Origin of the sequence: Alcaligenes faecalis (assembly GCF_002443155.1) — a bacterium.
Lineage (GTDB): Bacteria > Pseudomonadota > Gammaproteobacteria > Burkholderiales > Burkholderiaceae_B > Alcaligenes > Alcaligenes faecalis.
Window position 1 is genome coordinate 3,038,378 of the sequence record NZ_CP023667.1, and the last position, 21,212, is coordinate 3,059,589.

The following is a 21,212-nucleotide window of genomic DNA, read 5'->3' on the forward strand; positions in this document are numbered from 1 at the left end:
ATGCTTTTTCAACGCCGCTTTTCTACCTTCGGTTTTTCGAGGAGGTATGCATATGCAAAAGACAATATTTGGCCTGTTGGCCACCAGCCTGATCAGCACGGGTGCCCTGGCCCAGTCCCAGAACGACGCCAATAACCCGCTAAGCCCCCGGCCCATGGTCAGCCTGCACGACTACTACGTGCCCGAGCTGTACAAGCTCGACAATGCCTGGGCAAACCAGACGGTGCTGCGTGCCGTCCTGCCCAACAAGACCTTTGGTCTGCCGCAGCTATGGCGTTTGAATGTACCGATTGTGGCCTTGCACCATGATCGTCTGGGCAGCAAATCCGGCTTGGGCGACATCACCTTCATGGATGTATTCATGAAAAACGCAGGCAGTTTTTCTTATGGCATCGGCCCCTTGCTGGTGATGCCTACGGCATCGAACGATTTGCTGGGACAAGGCAAATGGCAAATTGGCAGTGCAGCAGCTTTGGTTGCCAGCAGGGATTGGGGTCTGGCAGGCGGGCTACTGACCTTTCAACAATCCTTTGCCGGGGACTCGGACCGCGAGAAGGTCAAAATGGCCACCTTCCAGCCCGCTCTGTTCTATAACCTGCCCAATGGCTTTTACCTGCGCTCCAGCGGGGTGTGGACCTTTGACCTGAAAAACCACACCCATCACATTCCTGTAGGTCTGGGCCTGGGCAAGGTGTTCAAGCCCGGCAAGAGCGTGATCAACGCCTTTATCGAACCACAATACTCAGTGGACAAGAAAGGCGCAGGAGCACCGGTATGGCAAATTTTTGCGGGTATCAACTTCCAGTTCTAACCGGGCTGGCGCTGGATCCACACACTGCGCGCCGCCAGATCGGGCAGGCGCTCGCGCCGATGTCGGATCCAGCCTTCATAGGCGTACAAGCCGCTGCGCAAGACTTCTTGCTGGGCCTGCGCCCAGCAAACCTGCGCCTGCTGTCTATCCGCACGGACCCAGGCCAGATCCCCCCGCAAGCAGTCAAGCTCCGGCAGATACAGGGTAGAAGCCCGCTCCTGCGCGATCTGGCCAACTTGATCCAAAGCCTGGCTGGCACGTTCGATTTCACCTTGGGCCAAATGGCAGCGGGCCACAATGCACAGAAAAGCATCCGTCGCCAAAGGCATGCTGCGTGCAAACTCGGGCAACAGCCCCAGCAGGCGCTCCAGCTCCGAGCCTGTTTCTTCACCTCGTACCAAACGGCAATACAGCACATAGGTTTCAGCCACGGCACACCACACACTGCCAGGCAAGACAGGTTGCAACATGCCCAGCAAAGCCTGACTGCGGCCAGCCAGCATGTCCAGATTGCCTTGCAGATACAGGATGCGCAGCATCTGGATTTCTGCAATCACCGCCGAAATTCGAGACTGACTTTGACTGGCCAGAAACTGGGCATGGCGAGCATTGGCAACGCCCTGCTCAAAGCGCCCTTGCAGCACTTGAGCCAGCCCCAGCAGGCTGTGTACCAAAGCCGGACAATGATGGCCCAGAGCCGCATCCATGGCCGGAACGGGTTGCTCGTACGCCAGGGCACGCAGCGCCTCATCCAAGGCCAGCTCGGCCTGTTGCACACGACCTTTCCAGAACAGATACTGGGCCTCGGCATACAAACCCCAGCCATACCAGGCGCTTTGCCCCTGACGCCGCGACTGCTCCTGCAATTGCTTGGCATGGGCCAGACTTTCCGGCAATTTGCCAACACCATGCAGCATCACCCATTGGCCCCACAGCACGGGCAAATCATCCTCGCCGCCCTCACTACGTCCAGCAGCCTGCTCGTATGCTTGCGACACGGGCATGGCGGCAGGTCCGCCACGACTGATTTCCAGCGCCCCCAAGGTGACGTAGCTGTCGCGCTCGTACTGACGGCGCAACTGCACATCACTCATGTATTGCAGGCTGCTCAGGACCTGCGACAACTGTTCTGCCGCTTGCAGGTTGTCACCACTGCGCAGCGATGTATCAATGGCTTTACGCCACCAGATGGCTGCTTGCTCGCTTTGCGCCTGCGCCAGACAAGCGGCAATTTCTTCTTCAGCCTGCTGCATTTGAATCAGGCTATGGGCAAGCTTGCCGTACAAAGCCCTACTTTCTTCCTTGGCAATCAAACGTCGCAAGGCGGAACGCATCACTGGAGCGCAAGAAATCTGGCCCTGGCTGTCTTGCTGCAACAAGCCTTTGTCCAACAGGCTGATCCAGGATTGCTCTACAACGCCTAAAGGCAAATTGCAGGCCTGGGCCAAACCCGCAGGCGTGGCACGCTCCCACAACACAGTCATCAAGAGCACGCAACGGCTGTCCGCATCCAGTTGCTCCAGACTCAGCAGCAAGCGGTCTGCCAGACGTGGCAAGTAATCCAGCGGCATGCCAAAACGCTGCAAATGCAGCATGTCCTTGATCAACATGGGATTGCTCAAACGCTGGCTACGAATCTGCGTACTGGCGTCCGAGGACAAGCGCTTGCCACGTGCATAAAAGCTCATCGCCTTACCCACATCCGCCTCGGACAAACTACGCAAAGCCATGCTTTGAGCAAAGTCCAAAACCAACTGAGCCTGACGCGACAAGATCAATAACAGGACCCCGGCAGACTGCTTTTGCACTGCAGCCCATATCGCCGCCAAGCTGTTTTGATAACCGGCATCCAGTACATCAACATGGTCCAGAATCACCAGCACAGGCTGGTTCTGACTGGTAAAGGCCTGCACCGCCGCCAATAGCAAGCGGCACGGATCGGGTACAACTTGGTTATCTTCCGTGTTCAGACAGTGAACATCTTGCAGCACTTGATCCCAATGGGAATCAGACAGACCAAACCAGGCCTGCAGGCACTGACTTAAAGCAAGGGGCAAGTCCTGGGGACCACTCCCTTCATCCAGACGAGCCAGCATCATCTCGCGCACGCCTTCCAACACATCCTGGCGCGAGAAATCAATCAGCAAGGGCTGCCCACCATCACGCACAATGTAGCTACGCAAGGCTTCGGCCAAACGGGATTTGCCCGAGCCCAGATCACCATGAACTCTGTAGGCGGCTTTGTGGGACTGACGACTGCACTGCTGCCATTGCGCCACCAGTTGCTCGAACTCGGGTTGACAGCCATAAAGAGGATCGTTCATCCACCTCCCCTCACCCAAGCTGAAATACACCCCCTCCGGGCCTCGATGCTGATTGATCTGCCAATCCGCCATACGAGCAACGGCCTGCGCGCTCAGCAGAATCTCGCCATGCCTGGCCTTCCACACCAAAGGCATGACCAACTGCCCAAACAGGCTATGTGTATTGACCTGCTGTTCGTCCACCAAGGCCAGGCTCACATGCACTACCTGACCGATACTGATCCCCGGCGGCGTTCGCAAAGCACGAATCACGCAAGCCAGTTCAACCGCCCGATTCACCGGCTCGGACTGCGCATGTGGCCAGCCAAAATGAGCCAACAAGGTGGACCCGCTGGACTGACTTAACCAAGCCCCGTGCTGACGCAAAATATCCAGCAATTGCTCGTGCCAGGACTCCAGATACGCCACGGCTTGATCCGGCACCAGATCGCCATCCAGATGCGCCTCGGAGTCCTTCGCTGGCAGCCAGGACAGGGCCAAGGCCAGCGTGGCAACCGTACGATGAGCCTGGGCGGATTTGGGGGGTGCCTTGCTTGTTGCTACCGGCCATTGGGCTTGGGCGAGGCGGCGGGTTTCAGGATCGGGACGTACTCCCAGGTACTGACGCAAAGCCTGCTCGCAATGAGCATAGGCTTGCAAGGCGGCCTGCCTGTCCCCTCTTTGCATCAAGACACTGATCAAGAGGCGGTGATAGACCTCCTGCTCGGGAGCTTGCTGCACCCACTCCTGCGCCAATGCAAGCGCCTGATCCAGTTGACGAGCCTGCAAGAGCTGCTCGAAAAGGCGGGCACGCAAGCTAAGCAACTCCAAAGCAAGGCGATCTTCCCAGCTTTGTCGCCAGGAAATAAAAGCTTCAGTATCGGGGGATTGAATCGCGTCCAGAAAAGGACCGACATGCAGGCTCAAGCGCTGTGAAAGACGAGCATCCTGCGCGGCATCGGCCTGCAGAAATTCCAGCACATCCATTTGCACGCTTTCAGGCTTGAACGCCATTGCACCTTCGGCATTGGCGACCAGACAAGCGGCCTGCCCGCCCAGGGCTTTGCGCAACACATGCAGCGCGTGGCGCAAGCGCGATAGTGCCTTGTCTCGTGTCAGATCTGGCCAAAGCATTTGTGCCAGCCGCTCGCGCTGCAGCGCCTTGCCTTGCGCCAGGCACAGCACCGCAGCCAGCAGTTTGACCTTGTCATAGCTAAGCAATGCAGTGCGATCCACCTGATCGACAATAAAGCGAAATGGGCCCAGCAAACCTAGCACGATCATTGAACGATGCTCCGAGCACAGGGCCATTTCGGCCCAGCGTCACCCGTGTCAAATTGACAGCAAATCCGACACTACGTCTTAAAAAAGCTGTAATTAGCTGCCGATTGTACTCAAAGCCCTTCAATCTTCAATCAAAGAGTATTAATTGTGTCCAGAAATTTCCCGGGGTTCCGGATTTTGTAGAAGCCTTGGCATTGCGCAAGCAAACATAAACGACTACGTAGACGTATTTGTGAGTTTTAGGCTACTGTTCCTGAAGCGGCCATGACAGTCAGTGGTGTAAATTCATCCATCTGCTGCTCCCAATCCCCATGTTGTAGGGCCCGTCAGTTCTGTTTGATTTACTCCCAGGGAGGACGAAGACCATGCTTGGCATGATGATGAATACCCCACTGCTAGTATCATCCATACTGCGTCATGCAGCGAACTATCACGCAGACCGAGAGGTCGTCTCGCAAACCGTTGAGGGCCACATTCACCGGTACACCTATACCGAGCTATCCAAACGCAGCCAGCAACTGGCCAATGCGTTGAAGAAAATGGGCCTGCAACATGGCGACCGTGTCGGAACCCTGGCCTGGAATGGCTATCGTCACCTGGAGTTGTACTACGGCGTTTCGGGCTCGGGCCTGGTGTGTCACACCATCAACCCGCGTCTGTTTCAGGATCAAATCGGCTACATCATTGAACACGCAGACGACAGCGTGCTGTTTGCCGACCTGAGCTTCATGTTAATTCTGGAAGCCTTGGCCGATCAGTTGTCCAAGCTGAAAGCCGTGGTCATCATGACTGACGAAGCCCACATGCCAAAGTCGGACTTGCTGCCCAATCTGCAGTGCTATGAAACCCTGATTGCGTCTGAATCCGATCATTTCGACTGGCCAGTGTTTGACGAAAACACGGCCTCCGGCCTGTGCTACACCTCCGGCACCACGGGCAACCCCAAAGGCGTGCTCTACAGCCATCGCTCCACTATCTTGCATGCCTTTGCCTTGAGCATGCCCGATGCCCTGTGCCTGTCTGCCTCCGACACCATCACCCCCATCGTGCCCATGTTCCACGTCAATGCCTGGGGCCTGCCCTATGCGGCCTTGATGGTGGGCGCCAAACTGGTCTTGCCCGGCCCGAAACTGGACGGCGCCAGCCTGCATACCTTGTTTGAGAACGAAGGCGTCACCATGACGGCCGGTGTGCCAACGGTCTGGCTGGGTCTGCTGGACTGGATGCAAGCCAATGGGAAAACCTTCAGCAGCCTGCAACGCCTGGTCATTGGGGGCTCGTCTGCGCCACCAGTCATGATTACCCGCTTCCAGAAGCTGGGCGTAAAAGTGCGCCACGCTTGGGGCATGACTGAAACCAGTCCAGTCGGCCTGGCCGCGGCCTTGCTGCCCCAGCACGAAGCCCTGCCCGAGAACGAAAAACTCAAGCTGCTGGCCAAGCAAGGGCGCCCGCTATTTGGCGTCGAGTTCCGAGTGGATGGCGACGACGGCCAGCCCATTGCGCGCGACGGCAAAATGTTTGGTGCCATGATGGTGCGCGGCCCCTGGATTGCCAGCGCTTACTTCAACAGCAAGGACTCTTCCGCCCACACGGAAGATGGCTGGTTCAATACCGGCGATGTGGTCACCATTGATAAAGACGGCTTTATCCAGATCGTGGACCGGACCAAAGACGTGGTGAAATCCGGTGGCGAATGGATCAGCTCGATCGAGCTGGAGAACATTGCCCAGGCTCACCCGGCCATCAAGGAAGCGGCCGTGGTTGCCAAGCCCGACGAGCGCTGGGGCGAGCGTCCGGTTCTGGTGGTGCAGTTGCAAGAAGATGCCACCTTCACCAAGCAGGACATGATTGATCTGTTTACAGAGCAAGTCTCCAAATGGAGCATTCCTGACGAGCTGATCGTGGTGGATGAACTGCCCCACACGGCAACGGGCAAGCTCTTGAAAACCGCTATTCGCAAGCTGATTCAGGACGATCTGGACAGGCTGGCTGCGCAAAACAAGGCGATCTAAGCGATGCCCGAACAGACGTTAAACCAGGCGTCTGACAGCAAAATCAAGGAGCCGGTCTAGGCGGCCTTGGAGTGCGATAGCAAACTACCCCCCGAAAGCTGGATGACTATCCAAATATTCGGGGGGCAGTTTTTTTGCTTTTAGCTTTACCTTCGCCTTTGCCAGGACCAGAGACATAGGCTTTGGTTCTGGCTATGGCTATGCAACAGGCCCTTCTCAAGGATGAACGGGTGTAGGAATGTCCCAGATATTCAGGTCCGCATTCTCACGCTCCCAAGCCCTTACAGAGAACTTGGCACGGTTGAACAGCGCCAGATAGTTTTCATAGCGAATCTTGTTGCCAACGTCCAAAGGCAGTTCTCCCAGGAAGTCCCTCATCTTGGACAGATCCGCGTGATACTGGTCTGGCGACATCAAGCCACCCGGTGCCACCGAGGTGGGAGGGGTCGACTCAAAACGGTTACGCGTGAAGATCACCACATCCGAACCCCACAAAATCCGGTTCTTGTATTCCTTGAAGAAGTTCAGCCAATCCTGACGGCTGGGCATTCCGGGCTCGGGATTGAGCATATAGTCCTGCACCAGATCCCAGGAAATATCGGTAGACCAGCTGGGGCAAGCATCCAGCACTTTCTTGACGCGCGTAAGGTGATCCTGAGTCGGTTTCACAAAGCGCCCCAAGCCGGTATGCGCCCACACCACCCTGGCCTTGGGTGCATGGCCGCACACATGCTTCAAGCCATCCACATAATCCTGGTCGGGGTAGGCATGCTCCAGCTCGCCCTGGTAATTGACCTCAACCCGGTACATATCGTTGTGCAAAATCGCGACCAGGCCAATTTCCTCAATCGTCTTGAACAGGTATTCCAGGGATTCGGAATAGAGCGACACCTTGCTGCCATCACCCGCATCCGGTGGCAAGGGCACCGAGGGAGCCTTGGTTTGCTCTACGGTTTCACCAGCCAGTTTGCTGGATACCAGCTCCTTGTGAATGGTGAATTCCCCCACCCCGGAAAACACGCCTGGAAAACTGAGCACCGCACGCTTGATATGTTGCGAAGCATACACGTCCATCGGGTTGAACGCCGTGATCATGACATCCAGCTTTTCCTGATATTGCGGTGGCAGCCGCTCGTACTCGCGTGCAAACATGGCATCGACAAAGGAGTAGTAATACAGGTCTGCCTTGGGGCCAATATAGTAATTGGGCCCGTACATCTGATTGCCTGGGCCCTGAGCCTGATATTGCTCGAACCCGTCCCACCGTTGCTGCAAGGGAATGGGCATGATGGTCGAGCGCACAATCTGCTGCAGATTGCCACGCATATACCGTTCTGCGTATTCCTTTAAAGGAATCCCCTGCATGGCATAGTTGGATGCATGAAAATGTACGTCAGCATAGAGCTGGCTGGTATCCAGCCGGGGTTCCAGGCTTTGGGCCATGGCAGGGCCCTGCAAGACAGCTAATAAAGCCAGGCAGGAACCCGCTATCGTTTTTGCATTTAGATGATGGCAAGTCATTCGTGTCTCCCTATCTACAAGTAGTGTGCGAAACCTCATACTGCACCTTGTCGATAATACCCAGACACTCATCAATAAATGACAAAAAATAACAGATATTCTTTTTAAAATTTTATTCATATTATTTTCTATATTTTTAATATTAATCACCTTATAAATAATTACTGAATAATTAAAAAAAAAGAACTCGAAAATCATTTCAATTATTCAACCAATAAAAATTCATTAAAACTTGAATAATCAGGCCATTCACACCGTCTTTTCTCCCCGGCACCTATCCAGCAAGCTCCCCCGGGGGCACCGAGTTGGCAAAGAGAAGTGAGGCGCCCAGCCCCAGCAAGGCCACACCAATCACCTTGTCCAGCAATCTTTGCCGAGCCAGCATGCCCGCCCGCAGGCGCTTGTTTGAAAACACCAGGGCCACAATGCTGAACCAGACCCAATGCGCGAAGGACATCCAGAAACCGTAGGCAAAATTCAGCCAGAACGGCGCATCCGGCTGCACCAGCTGGGTGAAGGTGGCCACCACAAACAACATGGTTTTCGGATTCAGGGCATTGGTTAAGAAACCCATGCCAAAAGCCTGCCAGGCGCTGGGCACACTGCCCGCGTCGCCATCGGTATCAAGCGCAGCACGGTTACTGAAAGACTGATAGCCCAGGTACATCAGGTACGCCGCCCCCACCACTTTCATCATCCAAAAAAGAGTGGGGGATTGAGTAATCAGAATCGCCACGCCTAGCACCGTGTAGACCACATGCACCTGCACTCCGGCCGCAATGCCCAACGCTGAAATCAGACCCGTCTTGCGACCAAAGGAATAACCATTGCGCGTGATCATGGCAAAGTCCGGGCCGGGGCTGATCACAGCCAGGATAGTGATAGTGGCAACAGCCAACAGTTCATGCATGTTTAACAAGCCTAAGTTTGATGAAATCGGCCTTATGAGCGACTGCACGAGCAGCCAAAACGCAGGACCAGTCCTACACTCTTGGCAAGAGATACAGTCTTGCCCAGCGGGACAGCAATCTGCAAAAAGGCAGTTTTGTCAGGTACAGAGCATATTTTCGGAGAACTTATGATTCCATCGAATTTCCAAGGCATTTTCATTCTTGGTCCGAATAATCAAAATTCCTCAGCCTCAGGAAAGAAAATCAACCATAAACAATTCATTTCCTGTTCACATCTGTCCTGGCAGGATGTCATTATTGATAATCCTGTGCTAATTTAAAAACGATAATTACTGCGTCCCTTCTGTGAGTTTTCATCGACCATGCAAATCCCCAACCTCACGGCCTTTCGCTACTTCAATACTGCGGCTCAGGCAGGCAGTTTTGTGCAGGCAGCCCAGCTGCTTCATGTCACTCACGGCGCTGTCAGCCGACAAATTCGTGCATTGGAAGAATCTCTAGGGGTAGAACTGTTTGAAAGGCGCAATCGGGCCGTGTTTCTGACGCCTGCAGGCCGCCAGCTTTTGCATGTCACCGCCCCCATGTTTGAGCGCCTGGAAGATGTGGTTTACCAACTGCAGCAAACCCAGCGCGAACATGCTCTGGCCGTCTCCTGCGAGCCCACTATTGCCATGAAGTGGCTGATTCCGCGTCTGGGAGATTTTCACACTCTGTACCCCAATATCACCGTGCACCTGATAACGGCCGGAGGCCCGGTGAACTTTGCTCAAATGGGAGTGGATCTGGCCATACGCCGCGACGACTTTCATTGGGCAGACTCGGTGTGCGGACTGAAGTTGTGCGAAGAGATGATAGGGCCGGTCTGCCAAGCTCAATACCCGCACATACAAGACACGACCAAGCAGATATTGATACAGAGCAGCTCCCGCCCTCAGGCCTGGGCCACGTGGGCACGGCTCAGCGGCAACTCCCTGCGATCAGCCGGCAAGCTGGAGCTGGAGCATTTTTATTTATGTATCCAGGCTGCCCTGTCCGGACAAGGTATGACTATCGTGTCGCGCCTGATGGTGGAGGATGAGTTGCAAAGCGGCCAGCTCATCGCCCCGCAAGGCTTCATCCCCGACGGCTCGGCCTACTACCTGCTCTCCCCGCAGGCGCTGGATCAGAACCCGCGCGCAGAAGTGTTCGCCAGCTGGTTAAGCGAGCAACTCGAGAGCCAAAGGACGAATCCACACCAATGAGCCAGGCTACTATTGGCCCAAGCCAAAATACTTGGTCTTGAACTCTTCCACCTTGCCTTCATCCACGGCTCCGAGAACGGCCAAGGTGACTTCTCGGGAGAGCTCACTTTGCAGTGGCAATGCAAACCCGTACTTGTCACGCTCGAATAGCCGCCCCACCACATTCACAGGCAGACCAGGATTGGTGTACACGTAATATTCCAGCACAGGGGCGTCGGCAATCACGGCCACGACATCCCCGTTGCCCAAGGCTGTTGTGGCCTCCTCCAAACTAGGATAACTGCGCATGGCCAGCCCCTGCTTGAGGGCATAGTCTTCTTCTACGGTACCGACCAACACTCCCACCGGCCGCCCTTTTAAATCATCCACGCTATTGATCTGGTTTGAGATAGCCAAGGTCGTCATCACGCTGGTGACGGAGGACGTTACAAAGGCCAGGATGCCTACCCCGCAGACCAGCCATAACCCCTGCCAGATACGCCCCAACCAACCAAAAAGATTTTTTCTGGCCGGAGCACGCCCCGAGGTCACGACAGACATCACGGTATAGAAACTCTCGGCTACGCCATCACGCCAGCGAGCGGGAAAAGATTGATCAAAGCGTCGGTCAAACAAGGTCAAAACACCAGTGGCAAACAGAATGACAAAGGCAATCCATGCATACGCAGTGATAAAACCAGCCTGTGCCAAACCCTTGATGACACTTTGAAAACCCGTTCCCTGATCGGAGCTGACCATCAGGCGCATACCACCATCAAACCAGGGCTGTGTGAAATCTACCTTCAGCGCCCGTTGCTGAGTAATGGTCAAATTGGTCATGGCAACATCAAGCGCTCCGGACTCTGTCGCTCCCAGCAAATCCCGAAATGTGCTGTATTCCTTGTATTCGTACGCCCAGTCTTTCTCTGCTGCCAGGTTTTCCCAAAGGTCTATCGCCAAGCCGGTAAAGGCTCCATCATTTTTCATCACAAACGGCGGCGAGACCAATACGCCTACCGTCAATGACGGCTCTTTGCCATGTCCTGTTTGAGGAAAGGCGACCAGTAAAACCAGAAAAAAAGCCAAGCAAAGAAGTCGTGCTTGAGCAATGTGGCGGCCAAGCTGATGGCGGCTCAGAAGAGATGTTTGCATAGTCAGTCTTGTCGGAGCAGTCAGAAATTCCGTGTACCAGGCGGGCTGAGAATGACACGGACGGACGAACATTCTGGTAGAGGATAGCAAATTGAAACCAGGCCTGTTCCCAATTCCCCGCAGATCCGCAGATGCAGACTGATGGTTTCACAATGCCTGACAAATGAATATGCTCACGCACATTTGCATGAGCAAACGGCCTGCCTTGCGGCACATAAACACATTCATTCAATAATTCAAGAATTGTTGTATTATCTGTTTATGGAAGAATCTCAAGTTATCCGTTCACTGGCCGCCCTGGCCCACGAAGCCCGCCTGCGGGTGTTTCGTGTTTTGGTCGTCGCAGGCCCATCCGGGCTGACTCCCAGCACCCTCGCGGAACAGCTAGGCATCGCCCCCAATGCCCTCTCCTTCCATTTAAAGGAGTTAAGCAATGCGGGGCTCATCCATGCCGAGCGCCAAGGCCGCAACCTGCTCTACAGCGCCACCTTTCCCACCATGAATAATTTGCTCGCCTACCTGACTGAAAACTGCTGTCAGGGGGAAAGCTGCATCAAGGCACCCAGCTCGTGCCAACTTCCCTGAACGAAGGGGTCAAATCACACCAGTTCGGCTCGGCAGGCCACCTGTTGGCCCTGCCCCCACTCCCCCTGCTACCTACCCTTCTCGACAAGCATTCCCATGATTACATCCGCCCTGATTTTCTTTGCCACTTTGATCCTGGTCATCTGGCAGCCCAAAGGTCTGGGCATAGGCTGGAGCGCCTCTCTGGGAGCTGCCGCCGCCCTGCTTTCAGGCGTGGTGCAGTGGAGTGATCTGGCCGTGGTCTGGGGCATAGTCTGGAATGCAACGGCTACTTTTATAGCAATCATTATCATCAGCCTGATACTGGATGAAGCCGGTTTCTTTGAGTGGGCCGCCCTGCATGTTGCACGCTGGGGCGCAGGCAGTGGGCGCAAGCTCTTTGCTTTTATCGTGATTCTTGGGGCTGCCGTTTCCGCGCTGTTTGCCAACGATGGCGCTGCACTGATTCTGACGCCTATCGTCATGGCCATGTTGCTGGCCTTGGGCTTCTCGCCGGCCGCGACCTTGGCCTTTGTCATGGCGGCGGGCTTTATTGCCGACACCGCCAGCTTGCCACTGGTCGTCTCCAACCTGGTCAACATCGTCTCGGCGGACTATTTCAAACTGGGTTTCACGGACTATGCCGCCATCATGGTGCCCGTCAATATCGTGTCCGTATTAGCCAGCCTGCTCGTCCTGATCTTGTATTTCCGGCGTGACATTCCTGCCCGATATCACCTTGAGCAGTTGAAACCACCCGCACACGCCATTACGGACATGGCGACCTTCAAGGCAGGCTGGATAGTACTGGCCTTGTTGCTGGCAGGATTTTTTGCACTTGAACCCATGGGCATTCCCGTCAGTGCAGTTGCCGCCGTGGGAGCCATGATCCTCCTGGCCGTTGCTGCCCGTGGCACGGTCATCAGTACCAGAAAAGTCCTGCGTGGTGCTCCTTGGCAGATCGTCGTGTTCTCGCTGGGCATGTATCTGGTGGTGTATGGTCTGCGAAATGCGGGCCTGACAGACTACCTGGCCCTGCTGCTGGACAAATTCGGCCAGGCTGGAATCTGGGGGGCCGCCCTGGGCACGGGGGTTCTGTCTGCCCTGCTGTCCTCGGTCATGAACAATATGCCCACTGTGCTGGTGACTGCCTTGTCGATTGATGCTTCCAGCGCCCAGGGCGCAATCAAGGAAGCCATGATTTACGCCAATGTCATTGGCAGCGACCTGGGCCCCAAGTTCACCCCTATCGGCAGTCTGGCTACCTTACTGTGGCTGCATGTACTGGCCCAGAAAGGCACAAGAATCAGTTGGGGCTACTACTTCAAGGTGGGAGCCATCCTGACCACGCCCATATTGCTGATCACCCTGGCGGCCCTGGCCCTGCGCTTGGGTATCGCTCACTAAGTCCTGAGATCAAGACAGCGCCATGACAGACATCATCATCTATCACAACCCTGCCTGCGGCACCTCCCGCAATACCTTGGGCCTGATCCGCAATAGCGGACAAGAGCCCACCATCATCGAGTACCTGCACACACCGCCAGACCGCGCCACGCTGACGAGACTGATAGCAGACAGTGGCCTGAGTGTGCGTGCAGTCCTGCGTCAAAAGGGAACGTCCTATGAGGAGCTGCAACTAGGCGACCCGAAGTGGAGTGACGAGCAACTGATTGATTTCATGTTGCAGCACCCGATTCTGATCAACCGCCCCATTGTTGTCACACCACTGGGCACACGCTTGTGCCGCCCCTCGGAACAGGTGCTGGAAATACTGCCCCAGCCTCAACAAGGCGCATTCCGGAAAGAAGACGGCCAAGCTGTCATTGATGAAAAAGGACAAAGAATTGAGCCATCCTGACCTGGACAATCTGGACGAGCACGCATTTAAAATCCCGGACATGGCGCGGTTGCTGCCTCCACAACGTGCCACACATCCACCTCGGATTCTGCTTTTATACGGTTCCCTGAGAGAACGCTCCTACAGCCGATTCCTGACGCAAGAAGCAGCGCGACTCCTGCAAGCAATGGGTGCCGAAACCAGGGTTTTTAATCCACACGAGCTGCCTTTGCCCGATGGCGCACCAGAAGAGCATCCCAAGGTGCAGGAACTGCGCCAGTTGGTGCAGTGGGCGGAGGGCATGGTCTGGACCTCGCCCGAACGCCACGGTGCCATGAGCAGCGTCCTGAAAGCACAAATCGACTGGATTCCTTTAAGCATCGGTGCCGTGCGCCCGACACAAGGCAAAACCCTGGCCGTGATGCAAGTCTCCGGCGGTTCCCAATCCTTTAACGCCCTGAACCAGATGCGGGTCCTGGGCCGCTGGATGCGCCTGATCACCATCCCCAACCAGTCTTCCGTTGCCAAAGCCTTTCTGGAGTTTGACGAAGAAGGTCGCATGAAACCCTCGTCCTACTACGAGCGGGTGGTGGATGTGATGGAAGAACTGCTTAAATTCACCTTGCTGACGCGTGACTGCGCGGATTATCTGGTCGACAGATACAGTGAACGCACGGAAACGGCACAGGAACTGTCAGCACGGGTGCAGCAGCGAACTATCTAATAGCCCGAGCGGGATGGAAAACGCAGAACCTGCGTGCTTTTAAAATACACGGCAGTTATACAAGCACTTCCGGGCTTGCAGCTGCTTTGAGGCATGCCTCACACTAGCATCAGATTCCCTTCATCTTTCCCTGCCAGGCTTTGCACATGCGTATTCTTTTAATCGAAGACGATCCCTCGCTAGGCAGTTCCTTGCAGTCCTGGCTGCATCTGGACGGTTATGCTGTGGACTGGTTGCAACGTGGCGATCAAGTTGCAACGGCTTTGGCGACTCATACCTATCAATGCATATTGCTGGATCGGGGCCTTCCCGGTCTGGACGGTGATGCGGTCCTGCGCACCCTGCGAGGGGCCGGTGGATCCCATACACAGGTTCCAGTCATTGTGATCACCGCGCGCGATACCCTGGCTGACCGGGTGCAGGGTCTGGACCTGGGAGCAGACGACTATCTGGTCAAGCCGTTTGACCTGGAAGAGCTATCCGCACGGGTACGCGCCGCCTTGCGTCGAAGCGCTGCGCAAGCAAGTCCCGAATGGCGACACGGCCCTGTCGCCATAGACCCGACAGCCAAACGCGTCACATTGAACGATAAACCCGTGCCCGTAACAGCCCGTGAATTCGCTGTTCTACAGGCATTGATGCACCATCCCACCCATATTTTGAGTCGCGCCCAGCTTGAAGAAGCCCTCTATGGCTGGAGCGAAGAAGTAGAGAGCAACGCTATCGAAGTCCACATCTACAATCTGCGCAAGAAACTGGGCAGCGACTTCATCGTCACTGTACGGAATCAAGGCTACGTGTTGGCACCCGCATGAAACGTTTGCTCCAGAAACTGACTCCTGGCCGCGCCAAGCCCAGATCCTCGGCATCACGCGCTGAAGGCTGGTCACTACGGCGTCGCCTGCTGCTGACTGTCATGGGCACCAGTATTGGCCTGTGGCTGGTCAGCCTGTCCATTGTGGTCGGTGTCGCCTGGCACGCCACCGGTGATGTTCTGGATGACGCTCTGGAGGAAGGAGCCCGTCTGGTCTTGATGCTGGACCCGCAGGAGGCATCGGCCGGGGCCACTACTACTGGCACGCGCCTGAACCGTGACGACGCACTCAAGCTGCGTATGTACTACCAGTTGGTCGCGACAGACGGCCGTGTGCTGCTGCGCGGCGACGATACTCCTGAAACGGCTTTTTTACCGCAGGCACACAGCAAGCAAACCACAACTGTCTGGGTCGACGATGAGCTCTGGCGGGTTTACGTCCGCCCCGGTTCGGGAGGGGTCACCGCCCAGGTCGCCCAGCCTATGGAAGAGCGCCTGGAACTGCTGGAAGATATGGCCGAAAATCTGGCCTGGCCCGCATTGGGGCTGCTGGCGCTGCTAGGCCTATCAAGCTGGCTCTTGATACGACGCCTGATGCGGCCGTTAGAAGACACGGCCAAGCTGATCAACTCCAAATCACCCGATGACCTCACGCCCGTGCAAGGTGGCAATCCGCCACGTGAACTGCAGGCCATGCTGGATGCCCTCAACACCTTGATGGCACGGCTATCCACCGCCCTGGAAAGCGAGCGACGCTTTACCTCCGATGCCGCGCACGAGCTGCGTACCCCGCTGGCCGGGCTGCGCATGCGCGTTCAATTGATTGAGCGCGAGCTGCAACTGCCCGATGCCCATCTGCAGCAATTGCGTGCCGACCTGGATCGCTGCACCGCCCTGGTAGAAAGCCTGCTCGCCCTGACGAGACTGGAACCGCAGGCGGAACCCCTTAAACTTGAAACCGTAGACCTGAATCAGCTCCTGGACAGTCTGAGTCCATCATGGCCCTCTGTATCAGTGAATATGGAAAGAGCCTTGGCCGTCACAAGCTTGCAGGCGGCGCCCGTATTATTAAGCAGCGCTTTACGCAACCTGATTGGCAATGCCATTCGTTACGGCGGCACAGGTGTCCGGGTACGAATCGAAACGACGCGCAGACATGATGGCGGTGTCCGTCTGGCAGTTCGCGACAATGGGCCTGGCGTTCCCTTGGAACAGCGATCCAGACTAGGAGAGCGATTCTTTCGCGTGCTGGGCACCGGCCAAGCCGGCAACGGTCTGGGTTTGTCTATCGTGGCCCGCATCGCTGCCTTGCACGATGCCGCACTATCCTTTGAGGACGGACTGGACGGCCAGGGCCTGAGCGTCGTGCTGGATTTTCCACCCAATCAAGTATCTTAAGATTGCCTTCAGGTTCGGGGGGTTTAATAAAACCATTCCGCAATCGGCGGAACATTGACCCGATAACCCGATACAGGAAACCCAATCATGCGATTCACTTTACCTACCCTCGCCGCCGTCCTTGCCCTGAGCGCCACCGCTGCTATCGCGCAACCGGCCGGCTACACGGGCCCAAGCAATGTCCCTCAGGCCACCAACGCCACAGGCTCGTACTCGGGCCCTAGCAATGTGCCGCTAATGACGGTCAAGCAACTGTTGGAAACCGGCCGCGATGACCAGATCGCGCGTTTGCAAGGTCGCCTGGTCTCCTTTGAAGGCGACGAACGCTATACGTTTGAAGACGCCACCGGTCGTATCACCGTAGAGATCGACAACGAAGACTTCCCGGCCGGCCAAAGCATCAGTGCTGAACAAAAAGTGGAGCTGACCGGGGAATTCGACAAGGGCCTGCGCAAGACTGAATTTGAAGTCGACCGTCTGACTTTGGTTCCTTAAACAGCGCCTGTGCTGCGAAGCATCACCCCAGCAGAAAGACGCCGACACCACCGGCAATAAAAAAACCCGCCTAGCTTGTGCTGGGCGGGTTTTCATATCGAATTCTTGGCGGACAGAGGGGGATTCGAACCCCCGATACGCTATAAACGTATACACGCTTTCCAGGCGTGCGCCTTCAACCACTCGGCCACCTGTCCTAATTGTTCTTTTTGGCCAAGCAATTTGAAGCTGCTAATGCCAAGTCCATAATAATAGCAGCACTTATCCTTGTAACGCAAGTGCTCAAATTTTTTCCGTGGCTAATTGTTGGTGGTAACCAAGCAGCAACATCCATCTGCATTGAACATGTTCTGTGGGCCCGTGCGCATAAGGATCATTGCCATGCTTTCGCAAGCCTCTTGCCTGCATTCTAGGCCAGGCCTTAAAGCAGAAAAACGAATTATTCCGAGTCAGACGGATAAGCCCCACCCACCGCTCGCAGCAAGGCTTCCCAATGATCACGTTGGCGTGCAAGGACACGCAGATCGGCACCTAGCAGGCGCACATCGGTGAACTCAAATGGCTCTACATCGTCCAGACCGGCCAGCTCGGTAATATCGGCAACGCCCCGCCCCTGTCCCAGAATCTTGGGGGCCAGGTACATCAGCAATTGGTCAACCACTCCTGCATCAATCAAGGCACCGGAAAGACGGGCACCGGCTTCTGCGTGCACTTCATTGATCTGCTGATCTGCCATCCAGTCCAGAACAGCACGCACATCCACCTGGCCTTCGTGCAAAGGCATGGGAATAACCTGTGCATTGCGATCTGCCAGCTCGGCTTCGCGTTCGGGATCACGACGGTGGCTGAATACCCAGCAAGGCGTGCCATCCAGCAAGGCAGCGCTGGGGGTCAGGCGTAAATGCGTATCCAGCACGGCTTTGATGGGGGGGCGTGGCGTGGAAACCGCCCGCACATTCATTAGCGGGTTATCCGCGTTAACCGTACCTATGCCCGTCAACACGACACAACTGCGGGCGCGCCAATGATGACCATCGTCACGAGCTTGCGGCCCGGTAATCCATTGAGAGCTGCCATCGGGCAAGGCACTGCGACCATCCAGGGAGGCCGCCATTTTCATCCACAGCCAAGGACGTCCACGCGTCATGCGGGCAAAGAAACCGGCGTTGATCGCCAGCGCCTGCTCTACGCACAAAGGGCCATCTACCGTAATTCCCGCCTGGCGCAGGCGTGAAACGCCGTTACCTGCCACCAGAGGGTTGGGGTCGTACATGGAAAAGACGACTCGCCCAGCTCCTGCCTTGATCAGGGCATCGGCACAAGGAGGCGTGCGGCCATGGTGGCTGCAAGGCTCCAGGGTGACGTAGAAGGTAGCACCCGCCACATTCACGCCGCGCTCTTTGGCCTGGCGCAAGGCCATCACTTCTGCGTGAGGGCCACCCGCCTGCTGTGTCGAACCCGAAGCCAGCAACTGGCCATCGCGCACGATCAGGCAGGCAACTCGCGGATTAGGGGCACTGATATACAGGGATTTCTCGGCCAGCTCCAGGGCTTGCCGCATCCAGATGACGTCTTCTTGCTCGACCATCGCCTTAGCCGCGGTCGGGATCGTTCATTTCGTCGATCGCCTCTACAAACTCGCGGATGTCCTTGAAGCTCTTGTAGACCGAAGCAAAGCGCACATACGCAACCTGGTCCAACTGCTTGAGCTCGGCCATGACCAGCTCGCCTATGGTCTCGGAGGAGACTTCGCGCTCGCCAGTCAGTTGAAGCTTTTCTTCGATGCGCTGCACAGCGGCATCGACCTGAGCCATGGGGATGGAACGCTTGCGCAGCGCAACGCCCATGCTCGCCCGCAAACGTGCGGGGTCAAAATCCATACGGGTGCCATTGCGCTTGGCCACAACAGGCAGGCTCAGCTCAGCACGCTCGTAAGTCGTGAAGCGCCGTTCACAGGCCGAGCATTTACGACGTCGCCGTATGGCGTCGCCTTCTTCGGTGATTCGAGAGTCGATCACCTGGGTATCGGCATGGTGGCAGAACGGACACTTCATTCAAGATCGCGGGCCTTGCGGCCCGCTCCGGCTGGATTACTTGGAGGAGTAAACGGGCAACTTGGCAGTCAGCTCGTGTACACGGCGACGAACGTCCGCCAAAACGGCTTCGTCGTGAGGATTGTCCAGTACATCAGCAATCAGATGCGCCGTCAATTCCGCTTCGGCTTCTTTAAAGCCGCGAGTGGTCATGGCAGGTGTACCCAAACGCACGCCGCTGGTGACAAATGGCTTTTCAGGGTCGTTAGGAATGGCGTTCTTGTTGACCGTGATGTGAGCCTTGCCCAGTGCTTCTTCAGCCACTTTACCGGTGATGCCCTTGGGACGCAGGTCCACCAGCATGACGTGGCTTTCGGTGCGACCGGACACGATACGCAGACCGCGCTCAACCAGAGTGCGGGCCAGAACGTCAGCGTTTTTCACAACTTGAGCCGCGTAGGTCTTGAACTCTGGAGCCAGGGCTTCCTTGAATGCAACAGCTTTGCCAGCGATCACGTGGATCAGCGGGCCACCTTGAATGCCGGGGAAAATAGCCGAGTTGATGGCTTTTTCGTGTTCGGCCTTCATCATGATGACGCCACCACGAGGACCGCGCAGAGACTTGTGAGTGGTAGACGTCACAAAGTCAGCGTGAGGTACGGGGTTGGGATAGGCACCACCTGCAACCAGACCAGCATAGTGAGCAATGTCCACCATCAACAGGGCGCCGTTTTCGTGAGCGATACGTGCCATGCGTTCAAAGTCGATGCGCAGGGCGTAAGCCGAAGCACCACCCACGATCAGCTTGGGCTTGTGCTCTTTAGCCAGGCGCTCCAGTTCGTCGTAGTCCAGCTCTTCGTTCTCGTCCAGACCGTAAGACACGAAGTTGTACAGCTTGCCCGAGGCGTTCACGGGGGAACCGTGGGTCAAGTGACCGCCTTCAGCCAGGCTCATGCCCAGAACGGTATCACCGGGTTTGAGCACAGCCATGTACACACCCTGGTTGGCTTGCGAACCGGAGTTGGGCTGCACGTTGGCGGCTTCAGCGCCGAACAGCTCTTTCAGGCGGTCAATAGCCAATTGCTCGACCACGTCCACGAACTCGCAACCGCCGTAGTAGCGCTTGCCCGGATAACCTTCCGCGTATTTGTTGGTCAGTTGTGTGCCCTGGGCCTGCATCACGGCGGGGCTGGTGTAGTTTTCCGAGGCGATCAGCTCGATGTGCTGCTCCTGGCGCACATCTTCGCTTTGAATCGCAGCCCAAAGATCGGGGTCAACTTTGTCAAGAGTCGCAGAACGGTCAAACATGAGGGTTCCTAAGGATAAAGTGGTAGCAAACTAAGAAAGCAACATTTTAGCGCGGAAGCGCATCAAACCACCGAGACAAATGTCTCCGGTGGCAGAAACCCCAAAAAATACGGAAATAAGTAAGGCGGCGGCAGGCGGACTCAAGAGAATATGAAAAAAACTCAAACAGTCCGCCCTGGGGAATCAGGATTGCTGGATCAAACGGGGATTCAGGCTATACAGGCCGGTCAGGGATGCTCGACCCAGAATATGACCTTCCATGGCGCGCAACACGTCCTGGCCACTGAAACGACCTTCCAAAGGCAGTTCGGCAATATCCAGGGCATAGACCGTAAAAACGTAGCGGTGTGGCAAGGCATCGTTCCACGGCGGGCACGGGCCATCGTAACCGAAGTAATCACCGTTCATGTCGCGGTCACTGGCAAACCAGTTGGTAAAGTCGTTCACGCCCTGGCGCGTATCGTCCAGAGCCAATGGACCGGCTTTACCACGCGGCGTAATGCCCTTGGAATAAGAGCCTTCGGCCAGGCTACGCAGCTCGGGCGAGATATTGATCAAGACCCAATGGAAGAAATCCACCCGTGGCAAATCCGCCGGTACCTCGCGCCCATCCTGGTTCACATCGTCCGGTTTACTGGGGACATCGGGGTCGTGGCAAATGACCACAAAGGATTGGGTCTGCTCGGGAACATCGGACCATTCCAGATGCGGATTGGCGTTACCGGCCAAGGCGACTCTCGATTGCGCGTCATAACGGCAAAACGCCAGACGCTCGGGAATCACGCTCTGATCTTGAAAAGAATCACTACGCAGTTTCATTGC

General features: G+C 56.1%; 18 protein-coding genes and 1 tRNA gene. 10 read left to right on the forward strand and 9 right to left on the reverse strand.

All coding sequences use genetic code 11. The features are described 5' to 3' along the window. The first annotated feature begins 52 nt into the window (after positions 1-52). A complete protein-coding gene (locus CPY64_RS14205) occupies positions 53-811 on the forward strand; it encodes a hypothetical protein (protein WP_042486323.1) in 759 nt (252 codons plus the stop codon). Here CPY64_RS14205 and CPY64_RS14210 read toward each other — a convergent pair. Then, complete coding sequence (locus CPY64_RS14210) at positions 808-4,398, reverse strand: ATP-binding protein (RefSeq protein WP_042486326.1); 3,591 nt, start codon at positions 4,396-4,398, stop codon at positions 808-810. The genes CPY64_RS14205 and CPY64_RS14210 overlap by 4 nt on opposite strands. Before the next feature lie 365 nt (positions 4,399-4,763). Here CPY64_RS14210 and CPY64_RS14215 point away from each other — a divergent pair, with 365 nt between their 5' ends. Then, entirely contained in the window at positions 4,764-6,410 is a 1,647-nt protein-coding gene (locus CPY64_RS14215; RefSeq protein WP_042486329.1) for a long-chain-fatty-acid--CoA ligase, read from the forward strand. A gap of 216 nt (positions 6,411-6,626) precedes the next feature. On the opposite strand, the gene CPY64_RS14220 is transcribed toward CPY64_RS14215, so the two are convergent. Together CPY64_RS14220 and CPY64_RS14225 are read right to left on the reverse strand one after the other, a co-directional pair. Continuing rightward, positions 6,627-7,931, reverse strand: coding sequence for a hypothetical protein (locus tag CPY64_RS14220; protein ID WP_123794672.1), 1,305 nt, complete (start codon positions 7,929-7,931; stop codon positions 6,627-6,629). Positions 7,932-8,205: 274 nt separating this feature from the next. Continuing rightward, positions 8,206-8,841: a LysE family translocator gene (locus CPY64_RS14225; RefSeq protein WP_042486335.1), complete on the reverse strand. Its 636-nt coding sequence runs from the start codon at positions 8,839-8,841 to the stop codon at positions 8,206-8,208. A gap of 363 nt (positions 8,842-9,204) precedes the next feature. On the opposite strand from CPY64_RS14225, the gene CPY64_RS14230 reads away from it, so the two are divergent. After that, a complete protein-coding gene (locus CPY64_RS14230; protein WP_042486338.1) occupies positions 9,205-10,083 on the forward strand; it encodes a LysR substrate-binding domain-containing protein in 879 nt (292 codons plus the stop codon). A 9-nt stretch (positions 10,084-10,092) separates the two neighbouring features. Here CPY64_RS14230 and CPY64_RS14235 read toward each other — a convergent pair whose 3' ends face one another. Beyond that, complete coding sequence (locus CPY64_RS14235) at positions 10,093-11,214, reverse strand: transporter substrate-binding domain-containing protein (RefSeq protein ID WP_080723794.1); 1,122 nt, start codon at positions 11,212-11,214, stop codon at positions 10,093-10,095. Between the two features lie 261 nt (positions 11,215-11,475). Here CPY64_RS14235 and CPY64_RS14240 point away from each other — a divergent pair, with 261 nt between their 5' ends. The 7 genes from CPY64_RS14240 to CPY64_RS14270 all read left to right on the forward strand — a co-directional run bounded on the left by CPY64_RS14240 (position 11,476) and on the right by CPY64_RS14270 (position 17,049). After that, on the forward strand, positions 11,476-11,799 hold the full coding sequence (locus CPY64_RS14240) for an ArsR/SmtB family transcription factor (RefSeq protein WP_042486340.1): 324 nt from the start codon (positions 11,476-11,478) through the stop codon (positions 11,797-11,799). Between the two features lie 96 nt (positions 11,800-11,895). Further along, positions 11,896-13,185, forward strand: coding sequence for an arsenic transporter (locus CPY64_RS14245; protein ID WP_042486343.1), 1,290 nt, complete (start codon positions 11,896-11,898; stop codon positions 13,183-13,185). A gap of 22 nt (positions 13,186-13,207) precedes the next feature. Further along, positions 13,208-13,639, forward strand: coding sequence for an arsenate reductase (glutaredoxin) (gene arsC / locus CPY64_RS14250; RefSeq protein WP_042486346.1), 432 nt, complete (start codon positions 13,208-13,210; stop codon positions 13,637-13,639). Further along, positions 13,608-14,342, forward strand: a complete 735-nt coding sequence (gene arsH / locus CPY64_RS14255) for an arsenical resistance protein ArsH (protein WP_139125384.1) — start codon at positions 13,608-13,610, stop codon at positions 14,340-14,342. Before arsC ends, arsH begins: the two co-directional genes overlap by 32 nt. Positions 14,343-14,488: 146 nt before the next feature. Next, positions 14,489-15,157 (forward strand): response regulator transcription factor, encoded by a 669-nt coding sequence (locus CPY64_RS14260; protein ID WP_042486348.1) that lies wholly within the window; start codon positions 14,489-14,491, stop codon positions 15,155-15,157. After that, complete coding sequence (locus tag CPY64_RS14265) at positions 15,154-16,554, forward strand: ATP-binding protein (RefSeq protein ID WP_042486351.1); 1,401 nt, start codon at positions 15,154-15,156, stop codon at positions 16,552-16,554. The genes CPY64_RS14260 and CPY64_RS14265 overlap by 4 nt, the downstream gene beginning before the upstream one ends. A gap of 87 nt (positions 16,555-16,641) precedes the next feature. Beyond that, positions 16,642-17,049 (forward strand): YgiW/YdeI family stress tolerance OB fold protein, encoded by a 408-nt coding sequence (locus CPY64_RS14270; RefSeq protein ID WP_042486354.1) that lies wholly within the window; start codon positions 16,642-16,644, stop codon positions 17,047-17,049. Positions 17,050-17,155: 106 nt separating this feature from the next. On the opposite strand, the gene CPY64_RS14275 is transcribed toward CPY64_RS14270, so the two are convergent. From CPY64_RS14275 to CPY64_RS14295, 5 genes are all read right to left on the reverse strand, one after another. Then, positions 17,156-17,246, reverse strand: a tRNA-Ser gene (locus CPY64_RS14275). 242 nt (positions 17,247-17,488) lie between these two features. Next, on the reverse strand, positions 17,489-18,637 hold the full coding sequence (ribD, locus tag CPY64_RS14280; protein WP_042486356.1) for a bifunctional diaminohydroxyphosphoribosylaminopyrimidine deaminase/5-amino-6-(5-phosphoribosylamino)uracil reductase RibD: 1,149 nt from the start codon (positions 18,635-18,637) through the stop codon (positions 17,489-17,491). A 4-nt stretch (positions 18,638-18,641) separates the two neighbouring features. Next, a complete protein-coding gene (nrdR, locus tag CPY64_RS14285) occupies positions 18,642-19,103 on the reverse strand; it encodes a transcriptional regulator NrdR (RefSeq protein WP_003801815.1) in 462 nt (153 codons plus the stop codon). 36 nt (positions 19,104-19,139) lie between these two features. Then, positions 19,140-20,390, reverse strand: a complete 1,251-nt coding sequence (glyA, locus tag CPY64_RS14290) for a serine hydroxymethyltransferase (protein WP_042486362.1) — start codon at positions 20,388-20,390, stop codon at positions 19,140-19,142. 183 nt (positions 20,391-20,573) lie between these two features. Then, positions 20,574-21,209, reverse strand: a complete 636-nt coding sequence (locus tag CPY64_RS14295) for a YbhB/YbcL family Raf kinase inhibitor-like protein (protein ID WP_042486364.1) — start codon at positions 21,207-21,209, stop codon at positions 20,574-20,576. Positions 21,210-21,212: the final 3 nt, after the last annotated feature.

Coding starts and splice junctions, on each gene's coding strand:
- CPY64_RS14235 (WP_080723794.1), bottom strand. CDS start 11,214: ATGCAAACATCTCTTCTGAGCCGCCATCAGCTTGGCCGCCACATTGCT.
- CPY64_RS14215 (WP_042486329.1), top strand. CDS start 4,764: ATGCTTGGCATGATGATGAATACCCCACTGCTAGTATCATCCATACTG.
- CPY64_RS14260 (WP_042486348.1), top strand. CDS start 14,489: ATGCGTATTCTTTTAATCGAAGACGATCCCTCGCTAGGCAGTTCCTTG.
- CPY64_RS14225 (WP_042486335.1), bottom strand. CDS start 8,841: ATGCATGAACTGTTGGCTGTTGCCACTATCACTATCCTGGCTGTGATC.
- nrdR (WP_003801815.1), bottom strand. CDS start 19,103: ATGAAGTGTCCGTTCTGCCACCATGCCGATACCCAGGTGATCGACTCT.
- CPY64_RS14265 (WP_042486351.1), top strand. CDS start 15,154: ATGAAACGTTTGCTCCAGAAACTGACTCCTGGCCGCGCCAAGCCCAGA.
- glyA (WP_042486362.1), bottom strand. CDS start 20,390: ATGTTTGACCGTTCTGCGACTCTTGACAAAGTTGACCCCGATCTTTGG.
- CPY64_RS14210 (WP_042486326.1), bottom strand. CDS start 4,398: ATGATCGTGCTAGGTTTGCTGGGCCCATTTCGCTTTATTGTCGATCAG.
- CPY64_RS14205 (WP_042486323.1), top strand. CDS start 53: ATGCAAAAGACAATATTTGGCCTGTTGGCCACCAGCCTGATCAGCACG.
- arsH (WP_139125384.1), top strand. CDS start 13,608: ATGAAAAAGGACAAAGAATTGAGCCATCCTGACCTGGACAATCTGGAC.
- CPY64_RS14295 (WP_042486364.1), bottom strand. CDS start 21,209: ATGAAACTGCGTAGTGATTCTTTTCAAGATCAGAGCGTGATTCCCGAG.
- arsC (WP_042486346.1), top strand. CDS start 13,208: ATGACAGACATCATCATCTATCACAACCCTGCCTGCGGCACCTCCCGC.
- CPY64_RS14245 (WP_042486343.1), top strand. CDS start 11,896: ATGATTACATCCGCCCTGATTTTCTTTGCCACTTTGATCCTGGTCATC.
- CPY64_RS14240 (WP_042486340.1), top strand. CDS start 11,476: ATGGAAGAATCTCAAGTTATCCGTTCACTGGCCGCCCTGGCCCACGAA.
- CPY64_RS14270 (WP_042486354.1), top strand. CDS start 16,642: ATGCGATTCACTTTACCTACCCTCGCCGCCGTCCTTGCCCTGAGCGCC.
- ribD (WP_042486356.1), bottom strand. CDS start 18,637: ATGGTCGAGCAAGAAGACGTCATCTGGATGCGGCAAGCCCTGGAGCTG.
- CPY64_RS14220 (WP_123794672.1), bottom strand. CDS start 7,931: ATGACTTGCCATCATCTAAATGCAAAAACGATAGCGGGTTCCTGCCTG.
- CPY64_RS14230 (WP_042486338.1), top strand. CDS start 9,205: ATGCAAATCCCCAACCTCACGGCCTTTCGCTACTTCAATACTGCGGCT.